The sequence below is a fragment of the Candidatus Thermoplasmatota archaeon genome, from assembly GCA_034660695.1.
Taxonomy (GTDB): domain Archaea; phylum Thermoplasmatota; class E2; order UBA202; family DSCA01; genus JAYEJS01.
In genome coordinates this window covers 1-4,499 of record JAYEJS010000134.1, presented here as the reverse complement: position 1 = coordinate 4,499, position 4,499 = coordinate 1, and the positions used below count along the sequence as shown (strand labels likewise).

General features: G+C 35.9%; 6 protein-coding genes. 5 read left to right on the top strand and 1 reads right to left on the bottom strand.

Going from position 1 to position 4,499, the window contains the following annotated elements; all coding sequences use genetic code 11:
- The first annotated feature begins 173 nt into the window (after positions 1–173).
- Positions 174–911 carry a CRISPR-associated endoribonuclease Cas6 gene (gene cas6, locus U9O96_07255; GenBank protein ID MEA2054880.1) on the top strand — a complete coding sequence of 246 codons (738 nt, stop codon included), beginning with the start codon at positions 174–176 and terminating at the stop codon, positions 909–911.
- A gap of 257 nt (positions 912–1,168) precedes the next feature.
- Here cas6 and U9O96_07250 read toward each other — a convergent pair whose 3' ends face one another.
- Positions 1,169–1,495, bottom strand: coding sequence for a hypothetical protein (locus U9O96_07250; GenBank protein MEA2054879.1), 327 nt, complete (start codon positions 1,493–1,495; stop codon positions 1,169–1,171).
- 95 nt (positions 1,496–1,590) lie between these two features.
- Here U9O96_07250 and U9O96_07245 point away from each other — a divergent pair, with 95 nt between their 5' ends.
- The 4 genes from U9O96_07245 to U9O96_07230 all read left to right on the top strand — a co-directional run bounded on the left by U9O96_07245 (position 1,591) and on the right by U9O96_07230 (position 4,441).
- Positions 1,591–1,722 carry a hypothetical protein gene (locus U9O96_07245; GenBank protein MEA2054878.1) on the top strand — a complete coding sequence of 44 codons (132 nt, stop codon included), beginning with the start codon at positions 1,591–1,593 and terminating at the stop codon, positions 1,720–1,722.
- Between the two features lie 172 nt (positions 1,723–1,894).
- Entirely contained in the window at positions 1,895–2,536 is a 642-nt protein-coding gene (locus U9O96_07240; protein ID MEA2054877.1) for a hypothetical protein, read from the top strand.
- 31 nt (positions 2,537–2,567) lie between these two features.
- Positions 2,568–3,260 carry a tetratricopeptide repeat protein gene (locus U9O96_07235; GenBank protein MEA2054876.1) on the top strand — a complete coding sequence of 231 codons (693 nt, stop codon included), beginning with the start codon at positions 2,568–2,570 and terminating at the stop codon, positions 3,258–3,260.
- Positions 3,236–4,441: a hypothetical protein gene (locus tag U9O96_07230; protein MEA2054875.1), complete on the top strand. Its 1,206-nt coding sequence runs from the start codon at positions 3,236–3,238 to the stop codon at positions 4,439–4,441. The genes U9O96_07235 and U9O96_07230 overlap by 25 nt, the downstream gene beginning before the upstream one ends.
- Positions 4,442–4,499 lie beyond the last annotated feature (58 nt).

Sequence of the window (4,499 nt, the reverse complement as noted above, 5' to 3'; positions counted from 1 at the left end):
CCGAAAACTCTGTTTTCCATCCCTCGTTTTCCTCCATCTGAAAATTTTAGAGGAATAGATTGTTTCTTCTCGTCACCCGAGGAGAAACAATTAGGTTACAAAATGGAGCTTATTCGTAGAGACTATTCAACCAGTAAGATTTTTATGCTATATTCTAGTTAACAGGCAGAAAAATGAGGGCAAAAGTCTTTATAAAAAATATTTCGGAAGGTATTCTCTCTTATAATTATCAGTACGTATTGGCATCGATGCTATATGAAAAATTAGCTGTAGGAAATATAAAACTGGCCGATGAAACACATTTCCGTCAGGGTTTCAAATTCTACAATTTTTCAAACCTGATATTTGAGAACCACAGACCGTCGAGCAAAGGACTGGCATTTGAGGATGCATATTTCATCCTTACCTCGCCAGGTGCGGTGTTTATAAAAAGTTTTACAGAAGGTCTGCTTCAAGAACCAGAATTTAATCTGTATAAAGAAAATTTCGTTGTAACAAAGATAGAGATATTAAAAGGAAATGAAATGGAAAGCCCGTGCACTTTTAAAACATTGAGTCCTGTATTCGTTAAAACGCTAAGGGAGAAAGATGGGGAATTGGTCGAATGGGAGCTGTACCCAAAGGATGGAAAATTTTATGAAAACGTCCATAAAAATCTGGTAAAAAGGTACACAAAGTATTACGGCAATGGGCCGACTAACGATCATTTTGAAATTGTTGGTATAAAGGATTTCAAACCAAAACGCATTGTCGTGGGCAGCGGCGAAATGGCAACTCCAAGGAGATGTTCATTGATGACCTTTACAGTTGAGGCAAGTGAAGAATTACTACAATTCGCATATGATGCCGGAATAGGAGAAAAGAATGCAATGGGATTCGGGTGTTTGGAAGTTGTAGATGGCAAAAATTGAAAGATAAAAAGATATTCCTCAGAACAGGTAACGTCATAGATTTTTGAAGCAGTGTATCATCAAATTCCTTCAATTTTCACCCGATTTAAAATCAGCTTCCAGATTGTTTGGGATTGAAGTGTAATTTGGTATGCAATATGGGAGGAAATAAAAAAATATAAGATTCAACAATCTGTCCCTACCCAAGACAAGATTCAATCCAGCTTCCTCAGCAGGTGTTTTGTTAATGCTCTGGTACGTTCTCACGAAATCATAAGTTATTGTTTTAACTTGCTTTCAAATTTTGAGAGTGAATGTGCATATTTTTTAACCCAATACAGGATGGTTCCATCACAAAGATAATAACCCTCATGCTGCCAGATAAATTCCCTTACCTTACTTAGAGATAAGCCTTCTACATATAAATGAAGTGTTTTGGTTATGATATCCTTAGGATAAGTCATTCCTTCAAAGCCATCATGTTCTACAAAATATTTCTTGCATCTGTTACACCAGTACTGTTGTTTCACTACATACTTGTTCCTGCGTTTCCCCCTTTTTATTACTTTATCATCTTTTTTGCAATATGGACATTGCATCCTCATCCCTCAAAGATGAAAACGCTAAGACAATTTAAACGTTATGGAATTTTAGGAATATCGAAGAAAAAAAGAAATTTAAGGTATAAGAATTCTGTGGTGTGAGCGCTAAGATAGAAAATATGCTTGAGCATAAGATAGGGGTTCATCCCGATAAGGTTAATGGAAAATCGCCAAAGGGAATGATTGCCGGCGAGCAAGTAGTGCATGGAAGCAAAAATAGAAATGGATAAAAATTTTTAAATGCGTTGATGTTTTATGGCTTGGACACACAGAAAGAAGTCAGACCCTTAGGGAACAGCGGGAAAACTGGATGGAATTCCCGCGGCGCACCTTCGCTTCGGCGAGTACAGACGCTCCAGAGTGGGATGCTTCCTGCAAAGTGTTCGTCTAGAAGGAAGTGATATGACGAAAATAGAAGATATTCAAATTGTCAAATGCAGTTATTGTGGTGAAGAGATGGATTGCCCTAAAGAAATGCTCTGGGCGGGCGAGCATGTCTGCTCTTTTTGCATGGAAGTCATGGAAGAGGGTATGAGCAAGGAGGAGATAAAAAATGCTTCGAAAAGGGAACGCATGCTTTCCAAATACAAAAGCGATGTCAATGAAATGGCGGATACCATCTTCTTTTTTGCGCACCCTAAAGCCCGTCCTCACAGGAAAGTGCTGGGAAAAATGAACAAAAAGGAAATAGAGGAGAATGCATTCTATGCTGGAGTGCTTTCAACCCTTCATTTTATTCTCCACACTGCAGGCCCGGAAGCATTGACAACTATACGAGATGCACCAAGATTCAGGTTTTTCCACATAACTGATGAAGAACTTGAAAAAGAGGTAGAGAAATTTAGAAAGGAGGGAATAGACGTGGATCTGAGCAGAATGGAAACGTTTGAGGGCGAGTTAAAAACGGCTGAGGGCATCGCAAAAATGATCAATTACGTCATATTTAAGGGTGATTGGGAAAAGCAATTGGAATGGGAGGAAAAACATGGTCATCCAGAGGATGTGGAACTGGTGAAAAAGATCGTGTCTAAGATGGAGGAATAAGATGAAAATATGCGGTTAAAAATCGGGTTAAATGGCGTATGGAGAAGAAGTAATTATGTCCATGAAATATAAAAAAGAAAAGGAAATAGAATTCCTATTAGAATCTGCAATTGCTGATTCTGTATTCATGCAAGCATTTGGGCAAACACCCATTTGTAGTGTTGCAACTGTTGAACAAAAACTATTAGATGTTCTTGATTTAGATCCTGAAAATGTAGAGGGGTTAAATTTATTGGCGCAGGTTTATGCACAAACTGAACGACCTGAAAAAGCTTTGCAATGTTTTAAGAAGTTTTTTTCAATGGCAATTTCTGAAGAAGACATTGTAAAGGCGGCATCTGGATTAACCCAGGCATATGAAGGAATAGAGGAATATGAAAAAGCCATAAAAATCTATGAAATGGTACTGTCAAAAATAAAAAACGCCGAGTTATATAATGGACTTGGTTATTGCTGGAGCAAATTATCTGCATTTGACAAGGGGATAAAATATTCAAAACTTGCAGTTGATTTAGAACCAGATAATGCTGTGTTCGTTAACGACTTAGGGTTTACGTACTTAGAGAATGGAGAATTAGAAAAAGCAAAACAACTATTTTTAAGATCTCTTGAGATAGATCCAGAATATGATCTTGCAAAAAGAAATTTAGAGCTTTGTAGAAGAAAAATTAGTGAGAATAAGAAAAAGCGGGGTAAAACATGTTTTCACAGACAACTATTGTAAATTATCTGAGAGATGAGGTGCTCCCAGCTAATTTCGATTTTTCTGCTGAAAATAAGAGAAGGATACTAGATTTTACTAGAGAAGCAGTTACCAATTATTTCGAGAAAATAAAGTACTACTACAGTGATTTTGACATGATGTCCGAGTACGATATGATGGATATCCTTATCGATTCTGGTGAGATGAAAGCTGCCATCTCATTGGAGATATCAAAGTCAAAGATACTCCAAGATGATGAAAAATTATTGCTGGTAAAATCGTTATTGGAAAAAGATTCCTCCAATATTTTGGAGTTGTCTGGCCAATCGTATTTTCTTTCAAGTGATTTGGCATGTCAGACTTTATGCAATTATCTCATAAAAAATAAATGTTTCACAGAAAAACATGTACTCTATCTCTTTAGGGAGGATGGATACAGTAATACATCAGATATAATTGAGAATTTCAGGTTTGTTATTGATTCTAAACTGCCGCAAAAAATAAAGCTTGCTTACTTTTTTATGTTGCCTTCTTTGATTAAAATCAAGAAAGTCCCCAAAGTTGAACTTATAAAAGAACTAACTAATTTGTTTATAGAAACAAAAAACATTTCAGAGAATGATAAAAAGAGACTGCTCCTATGCATAATAAATCATGATGAGGAATTTTTCAAAGAATATTTTGCCTCATTAGATAAAGAAATTAGATTTGGACTATTAAAAAGTTACATCTGGCGTGAGTCGATTTCATTACGATATGTAACCAAGGCATATCTGTCCTTATCGTCAATTAGTCCAATGGATTTTTTTACCAAGTATCATAAAGGGGGATGTTCCCATGAAAAACAGCAGATTTTATTGGGATTTTTTGATTTTATTGGGGAGAACTATGAACAAAATAAAGCAGGATTCAAAAAATTGTTGTTAGCCGGAACAAAGTCAAATTATCCAACCATCAGAAAAATAAGCTATGAACTCCTTCTTGTACACGATGACGAGCTTGAAGAGATTGCAAAAATGTGTACAAATGATAAGGCAAGTGAAGTAAGAAAAGTACTGGGAGATGTCGCATTATCAAATGTCAAATACAAGGATTTAAATCCAGAACGGAGGAGAAAACTGGTTAAATTAACAATCAAATATAAGGAAAAGATGAATTTAACAAATAAACAGGAAAAAAGATTGAAAAACTATGAAAACTGAAACCTTAGAAGTCGATGGAATCAAGTATTTGGTAAAAATTCATTTTGAAAACAGAAAC